This window comes from Asticcacaulis sp. AC402, from assembly GCF_000495835.1.
Lineage (GTDB): Bacteria > Pseudomonadota > Alphaproteobacteria > Caulobacterales > Caulobacteraceae > Asticcacaulis.
In genome coordinates this window covers 1-16,658 of sequence record NZ_AWGC01000038.1, presented here as the reverse complement: position 1 = coordinate 16,658, position 16,658 = coordinate 1, and the positions used below count along the sequence as shown (strand labels likewise).

At 61.8% G+C, this 16,658-nt stretch carries 8 protein-coding genes; 7 read left to right on the top strand and 1 reads right to left on the bottom strand.

The genetic code is table 11. The features are described from left to right. Positions 1 to 217 precede the first annotated feature (217 nt). The 6 genes from glgX to ABAC402_RS37015 all read left to right on the top strand — a co-directional run bounded on the left by glgX (position 218) and on the right by ABAC402_RS37015 (position 13,570). Complete coding sequence (gene glgX, locus ABAC402_RS37040; RefSeq protein WP_082180055.1) at positions 218 to 4,474, top strand: glycogen debranching protein GlgX; 4,257 nt, start codon at positions 218 to 220, stop codon at positions 4,472 to 4,474. 265 nt (positions 4,475 to 4,739) lie between these two features. Further along, positions 4,740 to 7,184, top strand: coding sequence for a glycogen/starch/alpha-glucan phosphorylase (locus ABAC402_RS37035; RefSeq protein ID WP_023450970.1), 2,445 nt, complete (start codon positions 4,740 to 4,742; stop codon positions 7,182 to 7,184). Then, positions 7,181 to 9,352 (top strand): 1,4-alpha-glucan branching protein GlgB, encoded by a 2,172-nt coding sequence (gene glgB, locus ABAC402_RS37030; RefSeq protein ID WP_023450969.1) that lies wholly within the window; start codon positions 7,181 to 7,183, stop codon positions 9,350 to 9,352. The genes ABAC402_RS37035 and glgB overlap by 4 nt, the downstream gene beginning before the upstream one ends. A gap of 15 nt (positions 9,353 to 9,367) precedes the next feature. Next, positions 9,368 to 10,630 (top strand): glucose-1-phosphate adenylyltransferase, encoded by a 1,263-nt coding sequence (glgC, locus tag ABAC402_RS37025; RefSeq protein WP_031235993.1) that lies wholly within the window; start codon positions 9,368 to 9,370, stop codon positions 10,628 to 10,630. Between the two features lies 1 nt (position 10,631). Next, entirely contained in the window at positions 10,632 to 12,068 is a 1,437-nt protein-coding gene (glgA, locus tag ABAC402_RS37020) for a glycogen synthase GlgA (RefSeq protein ID WP_023450967.1), read from the top strand. Continuing rightward, positions 12,068 to 13,570: a phosphomannomutase/phosphoglucomutase gene (locus tag ABAC402_RS37015; RefSeq protein WP_023450966.1), complete on the top strand. Its 1,503-nt coding sequence runs from the start codon at positions 12,068 to 12,070 to the stop codon at positions 13,568 to 13,570. Before glgA ends, ABAC402_RS37015 begins: the two co-directional genes overlap by 1 nt. Before the next feature lie 473 nt (positions 13,571 to 14,043). Here the strand turns inward: ABAC402_RS37015 and ABAC402_RS37005 are convergent, their stop codons facing one another. Further along, positions 14,044 to 15,033, bottom strand: coding sequence for a glucokinase (locus ABAC402_RS37005; RefSeq protein WP_023450964.1), 990 nt, complete (start codon positions 15,031 to 15,033; stop codon positions 14,044 to 14,046). A gap of 323 nt (positions 15,034 to 15,356) precedes the next feature. On the opposite strand from ABAC402_RS37005, the gene ABAC402_RS36995 reads away from it, so the two are divergent. Further along, positions 15,357 to 15,698 carry a hypothetical protein gene (locus ABAC402_RS36995; RefSeq protein WP_023450962.1) on the top strand — a complete coding sequence of 114 codons (342 nt, stop codon included), beginning with the start codon at positions 15,357 to 15,359 and terminating at the stop codon, positions 15,696 to 15,698. Positions 15,699 to 16,658: the final 960 nt, after the last annotated feature.

The following is a 16,658-nucleotide window of genomic DNA, read 5'->3' as shown; positions in this document are numbered from 1 at the left end:
CCCTGACAATTGCCCCTCAACTGCCCCCCAAAACTGGCCCCAAAAACTAACCCCTGCTGAACCGGATGTCGCTCGGATCAAAGACCCAACCGGCAGGACTTTCGGGTCACGCTTGGTGGATTATGTTTCAGTCATGCGCGGGTAAACCGCACTTACCCGGCATGACAATATGGTGTAGGCGTCGTCCAGGCGACGGACAGAGCGACAGGCGGTGCACGTGACAGTAAGCGAAGGATCACCCGAGCCGTTGGGCGTCCGCTTGAGCGCGGCCGGGGTCAATGTCGCGGTCTTCTCAGCCCACGCCAGCCATATCGAAATCTGCTTTTTTGACGACCTCGATGGTGAACACCGCATAACCTTGCCAGGGCGAACCGGCTCCGTGTTTCACGGTCACATCTCAGGGATCACGGCCGGCACACGCTACGGTTTACGGGCCCACGGCCCGTTTGTTCCCAGGTCCGGCCATCGTTTCAATGCCAACAAGCTGCTGCTGGATCCGTTTGCCCTGCAACTCGATCGCGCTATCGTGCCCCACCCGTCGCTCTTCGGCTATCGTGGTGACGATCCGCAAGACGGGAACAGTTTCGACGATCGCGACAGCGCGGTCTTCATGGCCAAGGCCGTTGTCGTCAAGCCGGAACTCGCCACCACGACCGATTTTCGCGTCCCCGCTGCCGATACCGTCATCTACGAACTGCACGTTCGCGGCTTTACCAAAGCCATGCCTGACGTGCCCGAAGACCTGCGCGGCACGTTTGCCGGCCTGGCCCATCCGGCAGCGATCGGCCATCTGAAGGCCCTGGGCGTGACCTCGGTTGAATTGTTGCCGACGGCGGCGTGGTCAGACGAACCGCATTTGACCCGCCTGGCCTTAAGTAACTACTGGGGCTACAATTCCGTTGGCTTTTTTGCGCCCGATCCGCGCCTGGCGCCCGGTGGCTGGTCCGAAGTCGCGGCCGCCGTTGCCGCCCTCGCCCACGCCGGCATCGAAACCATTCTTGATGTTGTATATAATCACAGCGGCGAGGGCGACAGGCTGGGGCCGACCCTCAGTTTGCGCGGGCTTGACAATGCCAGCTACTATCGCCTGCAACCCGATGATCCATCAGACTATGTCAATGATGCCGGCACCGGCAATGTCCTGGCGCTCGACCGCGCACCGGGTATTCGGCTGGTCATGGACTCCCTGCGGGCCTGGCGGCTTTATGGCGGCGTCGCCGGCTTTCGTTTCGATCTGGCGACGGTGCTTGGCCGCCGCGATGACGGCTTTGATGCCACGGCCCCTCTCCTCACCGCCATCGCCCAGGATCCCGTCTTGCGCGAATTGAAACTGATCGCCGAACCGTGGGACTGCGGGCCGGGTGGTTACCAGTTGGGCGCCTTTCCCCCGGGATGGATCGAATGGAACGACCGCTTCCGCAAGAGCGTGCGCGGCTTCTGGCGCGGTGACGACGTGTCGCTGGGCGAACTGGCGCGGCGCCTATGCGGCTCCGAGGATGTTTTCCAGGGGCGACGACCTTCACGCAGCCTCAATTTTATCACGGCCCACGACGGCTTCACGCTGGCCGATCTCGTCAGCTACGACCGCAAACACAACGAAGCCAACGGAGAAGATAACCGTGATGGCAGCGATGATAACTCGTCGTGGAACCACGGCGTCGAAGGCCCGTCATCTGACCCTGCCGTCCTGGCGGCCCGCGCCCGGGAGCAGCGCAATCTGCTGGCGACCCTTTTGCTGGCCCGCGGCACCCCGATGCTGTCCATGGGCGCCGAGTTCGGTCAAACTCAGCACGGCAATAACAATGCCTACGCCCAGGACAATGCCCTGAGCTGGCTGGACTGGTCACACGTCGATAAAAATCTACTAGCTTTCTGCACGCGACTCCTGGCGATCCGCCGATCGCACCCGGCCCTGACGACCGACCGTTTTCTGACCGGGGAAGCCGCAGGCCTGTATCCCGACGTTCAGTGGTTTACGGCAGACCAACACGCGCTGTCGCCGCAGGCTTGGGACGACGGCCAGGGCCAAACCCTGGTCATGGTGCTGACGCATGAGCGCAATCCGATAGAGTGGGTGCACCCCACGGGCGTCCCCGTTTTCGGGAAAATTGCGCGGCAAAACAACCCCTTGGAGCGGGGCGTTGAGTCCGGCAAAACACACCCCGATCCAGGCCCCGATCCAGGTTATGATCGCGTCCTTGTCGCCATCCATCGCGGTCTGGAAAGCCTGGACGTCGTCATGCCGCAACCCCGAGATGGCCACGCCTGGCACATACTGGCCGATACCGCCGATGACCACCGCAGCGGCCGCGCCCTGGGGGCCCTCACCATCGCCGCGCGTTCGGTTGTCGTGCTCACTGAAGTCCCACATCCGGCCGCCAAAAAGCATGGCGTCGACCAAAAGGCCCTGACCCGATTGGCCGACGCCGCCGGCATCGAGCGCGACTGGTGGAGCCTGGACGGCCAGCGCACGGAGGTCTCGCCGGAAACCCAGATCCACCTTCTGACAGCCATGGGCTTGCCGTGCGACAGCACGCACCAGGCGCTTGAATCGCTCTACCATTTGGCCGAGGACCATGATCGACGGCCCCTGCCCTACGCCCTGGTGGCGGCAGAAAACCAGACATTGGTGCTTTGCGTCACAACGCCCTCCGAAGCCGCCCCCCTGTCGACCTGGCTGGATATCACCGGAGACAGCGGCACACATCATCGCGTGCGTGTCGTCAGTGGCGACGCAGAGGTAACCGTCGGTCGCGACGGTCGCCGGGCACGCGCCTGTAAAGTCGTCTTGCCCGCACTGGCGCCGGGTCGCTATTCCATCCGGCGCGACGACCAGCCCGACCTGGCCTGCGCCGTAACCATCACGCCGAAAACCGGCTTCGCACCCGCTCTCGTCGAGAACGGCGGCCTCGCCTTCGGCCTCACATCGCAGATTTACAGCCTGACACGCGCCGGCGATCAGGGAATTGGCGATTTTACCACGCTGGGGCGAATGGCCAGCGCGGCAGGACGCGCCGGCGCGGCCATGCTGGCCATCAACCCGCTCCACGCCCTGTTTGAACACGACCGCGACCGCGCCAGCCCCTATTATCCCTCAGATCGCCGATTTCTCGACCCCATCTATCTCGATGTCCCGGGCGTGCCCCCCGGCGACCCGCAACGCGCCGTGATCGACTATCCTGGCGTCTGGGCGCAGAAATCGAGCACCCTCGAAGCCCTGTTTATCCGCGATTGCGCCAACCGGGACTTCCTCGACTTTGTCGCCAATGAAGGCCCGGCCCTGCAGGCCTTTGCCACCTTCCAGGCCCTGAGCGATGCCATGCCAGGCCTGCCCTGGCAGCGGTGGTCGTCGCCCATGCCAGTCCCCGATCCGCAGCGCGTCCTGTATCACCAGTTTTTGCAATGGTTATGCGAGGCCGCCTTTGCCGGCGCGGCCCGTGACGCCGCCAACCTGCCGATGGGTCTTTGCCGCGATCTCGCTGTCGGATCGGCGCCCGACGGCGCGGAAATCTGGGCCATGGGCGCCATGATCGCCGCCGGCGTGTCCATTGGTGCCCCGCCCGACGCCTTTAGTCCGTCAGGCCAGGTCTGGGGTCTGCCACCGTACATTCCCCTGAAACTGACAGCCGACGGTTATCGCGGCCTGGGTGATCTGTATCGCGCCAATATGCGTCACGCTGGCGCCCTGCGCGTTGACCATGCCATGGGCCTGACGCGGCAGTTCTGGGTGCCGGACGGCGCCGATGGCAGCGCGGGCGCCTATGTCCGCTTCCCGTTTGCAGACATTTTGGGCCAGCTCAAACTGGAGAGCCAGCGCGCGCGATGCCTGATCATCGGCGAGGATCTCGGCACGGTGCCCGACGGCTTCCGCGAAACCCTGGCCGCCGCCAAGGTGCTAAGCTATCGCGTCCTGCCGTTTGAGCGCAGCGACGCCGGGTTCAAGCCACCGGCCGACTACCCGTCCCTTAGCTTCGCCTGCGTCTCGACCCACGACCTGCCCCCTCTGGAGGGCTGGTGGCAGGGCGTTGACATCTCGGAACGCGCCAGCCTTGGCTTTTTCAGCCCGCGCGACGCCGAGCAGGCCCGAGCCGACCGCGAGCACGAAAAAACTGCCTTGCTAAACGCCCTCGCCGACGCCAGCCTGATGGATGCCAGCCTGATGGATGAACTTGCTGCCTCTGAAGCCCTTGGGACAGACCTGGCCGTTGCAATCCACGCCTATATTGCCCGCACGCCGGCTGTTTTGGCCATGCTCCAGGTTGAAGACCTGGCCGGCGAAGTCAGCGCCGTGAACCTGCCCGGCACAAATTTCGAGCGGCCAAACTGGCGGCGCTGCCTCGGCCCTGCTGTCGACGATCTGTTGGACGGCGACCGCGCCCAGGCCATACTTGCCACCGTCCGCCGTCTGCGCCCGCAAGACAAAACACTTGATTGTGCAGTGCAACAATGCAATACCGACCCGCGAAATTCTTGACCCGTCGCGGGTTGGCAAACGCGATGGCGTACGTTTCTTGAGCGCCCGGGCTTGTGCGAGGCGCCATCGGGGCCGCCCGTGCGGCGGCGTTTGAGCAATAATCTCAGCCCGCGATAACCTTGACTCATCGCGGGTTGGCAAGCGCGACTGCGCGTCCGAGCTTTTGCGAGGAGCCACGCGGCGTTTGAGCTGAAAAAGTGCTTAACCCAAGCGTCATCCTTTATGACGCCTGGGACAAGCTAATGCCGACTTGCAGAGGTGACCCATGTCCGTATCCAAAGGCCCGCTCGAAATCGCGCTCGAAGCCGAAGCCCCGATCGATCTTGCCGACCGCATTATTGACGCGCTGCGCTACCGCATCGGCAAGGATCGCCAGGCGGCAAGACCCCACGACTGGCTGGCCGCCACAGTTCTTACAGTGCGCGACCGTGTCATCGACAAGTGGATGGCATCGACACGCAATGCCCACGCCTCCGGCGCCAAGCGCGTGTATTACTTGTCGCTCGAATTCCTCATCGGCCGCCTGCTGCGCGATGCCCTGTCGAATCTGGGCGTCATGGAGGAGGTCCGTGCGGCTCTGTCCTCGCTCGACGTCGATCTCGAAATCATCCGCGAGATTGAACCCGACGCCGCCCTCGGCAATGGCGGCCTGGGCCGTCTCGCAGCCTGTTTTATGGAAAGCCTCGCCTCACTTGATTTGCCAGCTTACGGCTACGGCATTCGCTACGTCAACGGCATGTTCCGCCAGCGCATCGACGACGGCTGGCAGGTCGAACTGCCAGAAACCTGGCTGGAATACGGCAATCCGTGGGAGTTCGAACGCCGCGAAAGCGCCTATCATGTTGGCTTCGGTGGCGAGGTCATCGCCGATGAGGCCGCCCTTGCGAAATGGGTTCCCGGCGAGCAGGTCATTGCCATGGCGGTCGATACACCGGTCGTCGGCTATGGCGGCAAGCGCGTCAACACGTTGCGCCTCTGGAATGCCCATGCGATCGATCCGATCCGTCTCGACGCTTTCAATGCCGGCGATCACATCGGCGCCCTGGCCGGCAAAAACCGCGCCGAGAGCCTGACGCGCGTCCTGTATCCCGCCGATTCGTCGTCAGCCGGCCAGGAACTACGCCTGCGCCAGGAATACTTCTTTTCGTCGGCTTCGCTACAGGACATCCTGCGCCGCCATATCCAGTATTTCGGCGATATCCGAACCCTGCCGGACAAGGCCGCGATTCAACTCAACGACACCCACCCGGCCGTATCGGTCGCCGAAATGATGCGCCTGCTGATCGACGTTCACAACCTGGGCTTCGAAGAGGCGTGGAAGATCACCGTGGCCACGTTTGGTTACACCAACCACACCCTGCTGCCCGAAGCGCTGGAAAGCTGGCCCCTGGCTCTGTTCGAACGCCTGCTGCCGCGCCATACCCAGCTCATCTACGCCATCAACGCCAACGTCCTGAAGGCGGCGCGCAAGGTCCGTCCCGACGATGACGCCTTTGTTGCCGCCATCTCGCTGATCGACGAGCGTGGCGACCGCCGCGTCCGCATGGCCAACCTGGCCTTTGCCGGGTCCCACAGCGTCAATGGCGTCGCGGCCCTGCATACCCAGTTGATGAAGGAAACGGTTTTCGCCGACCTCAACACGCTCTACCCCAACCGTATCAACAACAAAACCAACGGCATCACCCCGCGGCGCTGGCTGCAGCAGTGCAATCCACGCCTGACCTCCCTGATCAGGGAAGCCATCGGTGACAGCTTCCTCGCCAGGGCGGAAAACCTGACGGACCTTGACGCCTTTGCCAGCGACGCGGCCTTTCAAGAGAAGTTTGCCGCCGTCAAGCGTCACAACAAGGTCGACCTGAGCGAATACCTGCGCCGCACGCTTGGCATTAAAACCGACCCCGACGCCATGTTCGACGTCCAGATCAAGCGTATTCACGAATACAAGCGCCAATTGCTCAACATCCTCGAGACCGTGGCACTCTACAATCAGATACGCCTCCATCCCGAGCGCGACTGGACGCCCCGGGTCAAGATCTTTGCCGGCAAGGCCGCGTCCAGCTATCACCGCGCCAAGCAGATCATCAAGCTGGCCAACGACGTTGCCCGCCGCATTAATGCCGATCCGGCGGTTGGAAGCCTGCTCAAGGTTGCCTTCATTCCGAACTACAATGTCTCGCTGGCCGAGCTGATCGTACCGGCCGCTGACCTGTCCGAACAGATCTCGACGGCGGGTCTCGAAGCGTCCGGCACGGGCAATATGAAGTTCGCGCTCAACGGCGCCCTGACGATCGGCACGCTGGACGGCGCCAATATCGAAATCCGCGACCGCGTCGGCGACGACAATATCTTCATCTTCGGCATGACGGCCGACCAGGTCGCTGCCCGCCGCGCCGAAGGCTACGATCCGGCCGCCGCCATCAACGCCTCACCCGAACTGGCCCAGGCACTGGCCAATATCGGCTCAGGCGTCTTCGCCCCCGATGATCCGGCACGTTACACCGACCTCGTCCACGATCTTTTCCATTCCGACTGGTTCATGGTGGCCGCCGATTTTGACGCCTATGAGAGAACCCAGCGCCGAATCGACAAGGTCTTTCAACATTCCGCGATCTGGACGGAAAAGGCTGTTCATAATACTGCCAATATGGGATGGTTTTCGTCAGACCGCACCATACAACAATATGCGGCTGATATCTGGGGAATGATTTGACGCTAAGCCGCAGCGAGATTGACGCGCTGATCGCCGGAAATTACGACGACCCCTTCCGCTTGCTGGGCCTTCACAGCCTTGCGGAGCACCTTGTTGCGCGTGTCATTGTACCCGGCGCGCAGACGCTGGAAGCGTTTACAGCCGACGGCACGTCACTGGGTTTTCTGACGCGCCTCGACGACCGCGGTTTTTTCGAAGGCCCGGTGCAGCTGCGCTGCGTGCAGCCCATGACCTACCGGGCGCAGGGCGGTGGGGCGGAATGGTTGACGACCGATCCCTATAGTTTCGGCCCGGTTCTTGGTCCGGTTGACGACTATCTGATGAATGAGGGTAATCACCGCCGCCTCTTCGACAGCATGGGCGCCCACCTGATCGAGCACCAGGGCGTCAGCGGCATGCATTTCGCCGTCTGGGCGCCCAATGCCAAACGCGTATCCGTCGTCGGCGATTTCAACGATTGGGACGGCCGCCGGCACGTTATGCGCCGACGCAACGATACCGGCGTCTGGGAAATCTTTCTGCCCCATATCGGCGAAGGCCGCCTCTACAAGTTTGAAATCGTCGGCGCCGATGGCAATCTCCTGCCACAAAAGGCGGATCCCCTGGCCTTCCGTTCGCAGTTCCGCCCGGCCACCGCCTCGGTGACAACCCGGCCCTGCGACCATGACTGGGGCGATGCCGAGCACACAGCCTACTGGTCGAAGGCCGATCCGCGTATCCAGCCGATCAGCCTGTACGAAGTCCATGCCGGATCGTGGCAAAAGCCGTATGAGGAGGGTTTCTACAGCTGGGATGAGCTGGCCGCGCGTCTTATCCCCTATGTCGTCGACATGGGCTTCACGCACATCGAATTCATGCCGGTAAGCGAGCATCCGCTCGATGCCAGCTGGGGCTATCAGACCATTGGCCTGTTTGCCCCAAGTGCCCGTTTCGGCGAGCCCGAAGGCTTTGCCCGCTTCGTCGACGGCGCCCATCGCGCCGGCCTGGGTGTCCTGCTGGACTGGGTGCCGGCCCATTTCCCGGCCGACGCCTACGGCCTGGCGCGCTTTGACGGAACCTGCCTCTACGAACACGAGGACCCGAGGCTGGGATACCACCCGGACTGGACGACCTATATCTACAATTTCGGCCGCCGCGAGGTCCAGGCCTTCCTCGTCAACAACGCCCTGTACTGGGCCAGTCATTACCACGTTGACGGCCTGAGGGTCGACGCCGTCGCCTCCATGCTCTACCGCGACTATTCGCGCAAGGAAGGCGAATGGATCCCCAATGCCGACGGCGGCCGCGAAAACTGGGAAGCCGTCGAATTCCTGCGCCGCTTTAATGCAGAACTGAACGCCGCCCATCCTGGTGTCTTTACCGTTGCCGAAGAGTCAACCTCGTGGCCGGGCGTGTCGCACCCCGTCGCCGACAAGGGTCTGGGGTTCGATTTCAAGTGGAACATGGGGTTCATGAACGACACCCTGCGTTACATGGCGCGCGACCCTATCTATCGCAGCCACCATTATAACGAGATCACCTTTGGCCTGACCTACGCCTTCAGTGAAAATTTCGTCCTGCCGATCAGTCACGACGAAGTCGTCCACGGCAAGGGCACACTGCTCACCAAAATGCCGGGCGACGACTGGCAGAAATTCGCCAATCTGCGCGCCTATTACGGTCTGATGTGGGGCTATCCCGGCAAGAAGCTGTTGTTCATGGGTCAGGAATTCGCCCAGCGCCGCGAATGGAGCGAGGCGCGCAGCCTGGACTGGGAGTTGCTCGACGCCCCGGCGCACGCCGGCGTGCGCCGGCTGGTCCGTGACCTCAACATCGCCTATCGCACCAAAAAAGCCTTGCACGAGCGCGACTGCCGCAGCGACGGCTTCGATTGGGCCGTTGTCGATGACGCCCCCAACAGCGTCTTCGCCTGGGTGCGCTGGAGTGACGATGGCCGGCCGGTGGCGGTCGCCGTCAATATGAGCGGAGTCATGCTGAGCGGTTACCGGCTGCCCCTGCCGTTCGACGGTGTCTGGCGCGAAATCATCAATACCGATTCCGAGATCTACGGCGGCAGTGGCGGCGGTAACATGGGTCAGGCCAGGGCGACAGACGGCGCAGCCTTGATCACCCTGCCGGCCCTGTCGACACTGATGTTTGAATACGACCCGGGAAACCCGGGCGGATAAAAGGGAGAGAGCAATATGTTACCCGTGAATTCGAGGCCCCTGGCCCGCGATACAATGGCCTATGTCCTGGCCGGTGGCCGCGGCAGCCGCCTTAATGAATTGACCGATATCCGCGCCAAGCCGGCGGTCTACTTCGGCGGCAAGTCGCGCATTATCGACTTTGCCCTGTCGAACGCGCTCAATTCCGGCATCCGCCGTATCGGCGTAGCCACCCAGTACAAGGCCCACAGCCTCATCCGCCACCTGCAGAAGGCCTGGAATTTTTTCCGCCAGGAACGCAATGAAAGCTTCGACATCCTGCCGGCGTCGCAGCGCGTTTCGGAGACGCAATGGTATGACGGGACAGCCGACGCCGTCTTCCAGAATATCGACATCATCGAAAGCTATGCGCCGGAATACATGTTGATCCTGGCCGGCGATCATATTTACAAGATGGATTATGAGCAGATGCTGCGCCAGCATGCCGACAGCGGCGCTGACGTTACCATTGCCTGCATGGAAGTCCCGCGGCTCAGCGCTTCGGGCTTCGGCTGCATGGCCGTCGATACGACAGGCACCATCACCGCCTTTGTCGAAAAGCCGGCCGATCCCCCTGCCATGCCGGGCAAGCCCGACATAGCCCTGGTCTCCATGGGCGTCTATGTCTTCAAGACAAAGTTCCTGATCGAGGAACTCAAGCGTGACGCGGTGGCGCCCAGTTCCAGCCGCGACTTTGGTAAAGACATTATCCCGCACCTCGTCACCCACGGCAAGGCGGTCGCCCATCAGTTCAGTCATTCGTGCGTCCGCTCCGAAAGCGAGACCGAGGCCTACTGGCGCGACGTCGGCACGGTCGATGCCTATTGGGAGGCCAATATGGACCTGACCCAGCCAACGCCGCACTTCGATCTTTACGATCGCAACTGGCCGATCTGGACCTACCAGGAGATCACCCCGCCAGCCAAGTTCGTCCACGACCTGGACGGCCGCCGCGGTCACGCCCTGTCGTCCCTGGTATCGGGCGGATGCATTATCTCCGGGGCCGCCGTCCACAGCAGCCTGATCTTTACCAATGTCCACATCCATTCCTACAGCGACCTCAACCAGGCCGTCATCCTGCCGGGTTCCGTCATCGGCCAGAACGTCCGGCTAAGCCGTGTCGTTGTCGATCGCGGCGTTGTTATCCCCAACGGCCTTGTCGTCGGCGAAGACCCGGAACTGGATGCAGCGCGTTTCCGACGCACCAACAATGGCATTTGCCTGATCACCCAGACGATGATCGACGGACTGAAGGCCTGATATGCGCGTCCTCTCGGTCGCCTCGGAGGCCTATCCGATCATCAAGACGGGGGGGCTGGCCGACGTGGCAGGCGCCCTGCCCGCCGCGCTGGCGCCGCACGGCGCCACGCTCACCACCCTCCTGCCAGGCTATCCGTCGGTCGTTCAGAGCCTGGGTGCCGGTGAGGTTATCCACACCTACAAGAGCCTGCTCGGCGTCAAGGCCAGGCTGGTCCGCCACAGCGATGCGGTCATCGACCTGATCGTCCTCGACGCCCCGGCCCTGTTCGCGCGCGAGGGCGGCCCCTATAGCGACCCCACCGGCAGCGAATGGCCGGACAACTGGCAAAGATTCGCCGCCCTGGGCCGCGCCGCCGCCGACCTGGCCGGCGGCCTCGTACCCTCGCTCGATTTTGACCTCGTCCATGCCCATGACTGGCAGGCAGCCACGGCGCCCGTCTATCTGCGTCACGGTAATGCCAAGGCACAAAAGACGCCCAGCATCCTGACCATCCACAACCTGGCCTTCCAGGGGCGGTACGGGCCTGAGATCTTCAAGGGCCTCGACCTGCCGCAAGCCGCCTTCCATATCGACGGTATCGAGTACTACGGCGGCGTCGGTTTCCTGAAGGGCGGACTGCAATGCGCCACCGCCATAACCACGGTCAGCCCCAGTTACGCCCAGGAAATCCGCCTGGCGGAATTCGGCATGGGCCTGGAAGGCATGATCAATGCCCGCGCCGCCAGTGTCCGCGGTATCGTCAACGGTATCGACACGCAGGTGTGGAACCCGGCGACCGACCGGCATCTCAACAGCCACTACAGCGCCGGCAAGCTCGGCGACCGCGCCGGCAACCGCGCAGCCTTGAAAAGCCTTTTTGGCCTGACAGCGTCGCGGGGGCCGCTGTTCTGCGTCGTCAGCCGCCTGACCTGGCAAAAAGGCATCGACATCCTGGTCGACCTCTTCGATGACATCGTCGCCATGGGGGGGCAACTGGCTATTCTGGGCGCCGGTGACGCCGCCCTTGAAGCTGCGACCGTCGCCGCCAGCGGCCGCCATTCCGGTCATATCGGCGTTCGCATCGGCTATGACGAAGCCCTGTCGCACCTGCTGCAAGGCGGTAGCGATGCCATCATCGTACCCTCGCGCTTCGAACCCTGCGGCCTGACCCAGCTCTACGGACTGCGCTACGGTTGCATCCCGGTCGTGGCACGCACGGGTGGCCTGGCCGACACGGTGATCGATGCCAATGAAGCCGCCCTCTGCGCCGGCGTCGCCACGGGTTTCCAGTTCGACGAAGTCACCCACGACAGTCTTCGTCACGCACTGCGCCGCGCCGTCACCACTTTCAACCAGCGCAAGGATTGGAAATCGCTGCAGAAAAACGCCATGAAAGCTGACTTTTCCTGGGCTCGCAGCGGCCTGCGCTACGCCCAACTCTATAAGGAACTTCTCTGATGTCCCTCCTTCCCAAGACCGGCGTCAAGCCAAACTCCTTTGACTACGAAACCTGCGCGGTCGTGGCGCCCACCGGCTTTCGCGAATATGATGCGCGCTGGCTGTTCGGCAATGACCTCAACTATCTCGGCGTTCAGGCGCTCGGCCTGGGACTGGGCACCTATATCCACGAACGCGGCGTCGCACCGCGCGTCGTCGTCGGCCACGACTTTCGCGCCTACTCGATCAATATCAAGAACGCCCTGATGCTCGGACTTATGCAGGCCGGTTGCGAGGTCCTCGACATCGGCCTGGCCCTGTCACCGATCGCCTATTTTGCCCAGTTCGACCTCGACGCCCCGTGCGTCGCCATGGTCACGGCCTCGCACAATGAAAACGGCTGGACCGGCGTCAAGATGGGTTGCCAGGCGCCGCTGACGTTCGGCCCGGAGGAAATCGGCCGCCTGAAGGAGATCGTCCTTGGCGGCGACGGCATCGAGCGCCCGGGCGGCTCGGTCAGGATGATCGAGGGTGTACAGCAGCGCTATATGGACGACATTTCCTCCAAGGTGCACATCAAGCGGCCGCTCAAGGTCATCTGCGCCTGCGGCAATGGCACGGCCGGTGCCTTCGCCCCCCAGACCCTGCGCGCCATGGGGGTCGAGGTCATCGAAATGGATTGCGATCTCGACAACACCTTTCCAAAGTACAATCCCAATCCCGAAGACCACCACATGCTGTCCGAAATGGCCAAGGTGGTCAAATCGACCGGCGCCGATCTGGCGCTGGGCTTCGATGGCGACGGCGATCGCTGCGGCGTCGTTGACGACAAGGGTGACGAAATTTTTGCCGACAAGATCGGGCTGATGCTGGCGCGCGACCTGTCAGAGCAATATCAGGACGCCACCTTCGTCGTCGACGTCAAGTCTACGGGCCTCTATGCCACCGACGCAGTGCTGAAAAAGAACGGAGCGACAACCGTCTACTGGAAGACCGGCCACAGCTATATCAAACGCAAGACGGCAGAACTGAACGCACTCGCCGGCTTCGAAAAGTCCGGCCATTTCTTCTTCAATGCGCCGCTCGGCCGCGGCTACGATGATGGCCTCGTCGCTGCCTCGTGGATTCTGGCCATGCTCGACCGCAATCCGTCCCAGACCCTATCGGACCTGAAAAACGCCCTGCCCGTCGCCTATACGTCGCTGACCATGAGCCCGCATTGCGCCGACGAGCTAAAGTACGAGGTGCTGGAGCGCATCGTCAAGGCCTATGAGGACCTTGGCAAGGCCGGCGGTTCGATCCTCGGCCGCAAGATCAGGGACGTCATCACCGTCAACGGCGCCCGCGTCCATCTCGAAGATGGATCCTGGGTCCTGGTGCGCGCCTCATCCAACAAGCCGGAACTGGTTGTCGTCGTCGAGTCCCTGCGCTCCGAAGACGACATGCGCGATCTTTTCCGCAAGGAGGTCAAGCCGCGCCTGGAAACGTACCCGGAAATCGGTTCCTATAATCAGGAAATATAGCGACCGCCCGGATTTAGAGCGCAATCCGACAAAACATAAACTTAGATTGGGATTTTGAGCCCATCAAACCACATCCCGCCCTGGATAGGGAGGAGAAGACGGTAGGATGTTAAGCTACGTCTCCTCCCCATGTCTTCAATGGGGAGGTGGCGAGCAAGTGAGCCCCCCCTTTGGCGCGAAACGCGTCGAGACGGAGGGGTCCTCTATGGGAGGATGTCCTTCTTTATGAGGCTTGGTATTGGATTGGGATTTTGAGCCCCTCAAACCACATCCCGCCCTGGATAGGGAGGAGAAGACGGTAGGATTTTAAGCTACTTCTCCTCCCCATGTCTTCCATGGGGAGGTGGCGAGCAAGTGAGCCCCCCCTTTGGGGCGAAACGCGTCGAGACGGAGGGGTCCTCTTTGGGAGGATGTCCTTCTTCATGAGGCTTGGTATTGGATTGGGATTTTGAGTCCATCAAACCACATCCCGCCTAGGCAAGAATCGCCTGCTCGGTGAGGGCTTCGGCGGCGCCGAGAAGGGCTGGATAAGGATGGATGATGATCCGGCTTGGGATGGCCGCCACGATGTGGGCCATGGGCGCCTTGGCTTCCATCCGCGCGCGGAAGCGCTCGGCGTCGATCAGGTGCATCAGCCGGGGTGCGATTCCGCCGGCGATATAGACGCCTGATGTCGCGCCATGGGCCAGCGCAATTTCACCACAGGTAGACGCCAGGATATCGAGGAAGGTTTCGACCGTGGCCCGGCATTGCGGCCCGCCACGGCTGTCGAGCTGGGTAATTTGCGCCGGTGTCAGGTCAGCGGCCGTTTCCCCGTGAATGGCGCATATGGCCCGATAGAGATTGACGATGCCCTGTCCGGACAGAATCATTTCCAGGGTGGCGCGACCCAGCTTGCGTTGCAGGAAGCCGCGGATTTCGGCCTCGAAATCGTTCACCGGGGCGAAGGAAATGTGGCCGGTCTCGGTCGACAGACAGTAGGGTCCCGCCGGCCCGCCGACCAGGACCGAAGCCCCGAAGCCGGTTCCGGGGCCGAACACCGACCATGCCTCGCCGAAACCCCTGGTCACCGGGCCGATGGCGCGGGTATGCTCATCCGTCAGATAGGGCAGACAATAGGCCAGGGCGGCATAGTCGTTGATCAGCCTGACCTTGGGCGCCCGGGTCACATCGGCGAGGTCACGCTCGGTAATCAGCCAGTCGAGATTGGTAAACTTTATGGCGCCGTCCTTGACGGGGCCAGCGACCGCGACGACGGCGAAATCCAGCTTGGGCAGGCCGCCAACATGGCGCCCATAGGCGTCGACAGCATCATGAAAATCTTTGACACCCGAGCATTCGATGGTGAGGTAATGGTCGAGTTCGACATCATGTCCGGTGCGCGTGGCTATGGCAAATCGCGCATTCGTACCGCCGATATCCCCAACCAGCCCCGTCAACCGCCGTGGGGAGCTGCTCAGCATGTCTTTGACCTCCCATACTTTTTTATAAGGGCAAGCTACGCCATCGCCTTACGGACGTCAAAAGAAATGCGGCTGACTTTGCATGAAAAAGGGTTCCCGCCAGCCTGTCCAAACCTGCCCGATACTGACAGTATCGTTCGAAAGGCGTGTCGTCGGCGGCGTAACCTTGAGCGACAAAGGCGAGAGCGCAATTTATCCGAAAAATGTGTCACACTTTATCGAATTGGGCCCTGGCCGCAAGACCCCGCTTTATGATCCGGCGCAAAGCACCCTTCGTACATCACGTTAAAAGTGGGTCACGTTTCTCATAATGGGGTAGGTTTGTGCTGCTGGTTTCTCTTGCGCTCAACATCATGGTCCTCGTTCCGGTTCTCGGAGTTCTGGCCGCTAACGGTCGGGCGGCAGAGTACGCTTGGGGCTCCGATACGGCGGCACGGAGAATCCTGGCCGCAATCTATGCAGCGATATTGTTCGCGAGCGTAACTCTGCTCGCCGGTCATCTTCTCAAGTACGACGTCCTGGCGTGGGCTCAGGCGCTTCTTGCCATCCAGGTCGTCTACAAGGTTCTGACGGCCCCGTTTGTTGGCCTGCGCAACCCCGTCGTGCTTTCAAACCTTGGCATCGCCATTGTTCACGCAACGACCTTGGTCGTCACAGCGGGTTGAGTTTGGCAGAGCTCGTGCCGCTGAAAGGTCACCTCGGACTGAATCATCGCTACGGGTCCTAACAGATGGCTGAGAGACGGCTGCACGACCGAGATTGATAAGGTCGTGGGCCAGGCCAAGGGCACCGGCGGCCAACAGGCTTCTCCACCGGCATGGGAATCGAGTCTGCCCCCTTTGTGCCGCGCAAGCGTAGGGGTAGTTATGAGGATGCTATTTGAAACCTTTACGGGGCGTCGGGTCCGGTATTTAGAAAGAATCTTGACCACGAACCCCACGAACAGACACGAACTTTAGGCGGTGCTGGAAACCCCCGCGCAGCGGCAACTCATGCAAAGTGGATCCACAGATTACACAGATTAGAGGGATTAAGGCGGATTGCGCTGTCCTGGCGGTGATAACCTTCAACATGCGGGACGCGCATCGATTTATGACAGGAAAGGCCGCTTCGCGGCGTCAGGACGACCCGAAAGTTCGTGCCTGTTCGTGGGGTTCGTGGTGAAAAATTCTTATGATCGCAGCGGCACGCAAAGTCGATGCGTGAACTGACACCCGCACTTCAATTGCGGCAAAATCGGCTCAAAAGGCGTTTGCCACATCGCCCAACAAAGAGACAGCCGTCGAGCCGCAAGCCTATGATGTCGGGTTTCGCGCAAAGGTCCAGGAAACCCTGGCGATGTGCGGCCGCCCCTTTCGAATGAAGAGGTCGAAGCCCATCTTGCTGCGCGCCGGGTGGCCCCTCTCCACCAATCTAACGACCGAGGGCAAGGTGGACTGGTGGTGTTACGCTCACCTTGCCGATAAATGACTCTGCCCCCTTTCTGTTCTTCGCGTTTTAATACCTATCAACGAAAAGATTGACACATCGACAGTAGGTAGACCCCTCCGCCTCGACGCGCTTCGCCCTTTGGGCGCGCTTGCTCGGCACCTCCCCATTTGAAATGGGGAGGAGAAGAAACCATA